Below are 514 nucleotides of genomic sequence, written 5' to 3' on the forward strand. Positions count from 1 at the left end.
GTTACTTACCAGTGCTCCTATACTAGTGATGGCAGGTAAAGCTAAAGATGGCATCACGTTTACGGGGAAAATAGAAGGACATTCTTTACTAGGGCAATTTACGACGGCTCGTTTTAAAGAAAATGATGAACTGATCGCTGTAATTAATGACAAGCCTGTAGATGGACGTTATCAAGTCTATGCCATTCTTGATCCTAAATCTGGTTTGCTTTATATGATTTATGAAATGGGACGTTCAGTAAAAATGGGCTATAAGGCTATTATGATGCAAACTTATTACTTCACCTTAATTACATGGGGAGTAATAGCAATTTTAATGCTACTGTTTTATATACTTAAGTTTTCTTATTCTTGGGATTCTTTTTTACGTCTAATTATATGGACATTTTGGGGGATTTTTGGAGTAGGTGCCTTAATGGGATTTGTAAACTATTTTGGCTATAAGAAGTCATATGAAAATTTTGGAACATTATCAGAGCAAATATTTGAAAAGCTAGGTTTTGAACACCCCAAA

1 protein-coding gene is annotated in these 514 nt (G+C 34.4%); it reads left to right on the plus strand.

The genetic code is table 11. The features are described 5' to 3' along the window. Positions 1-514, plus strand: a 514-nt coding sequence (locus PTT44_RS00040; RefSeq protein ID WP_337960658.1) for a putative type VI secretion system effector, incomplete at both ends; no start/stop codon positions are given.

The organism is Acinetobacter sp. Gutcm_16 (assembly GCF_028649355.1).
GTDB classification, from domain to species: domain Bacteria; phylum Pseudomonadota; class Gammaproteobacteria; order Pseudomonadales; family Moraxellaceae; genus Acinetobacter; species Acinetobacter johnsonii.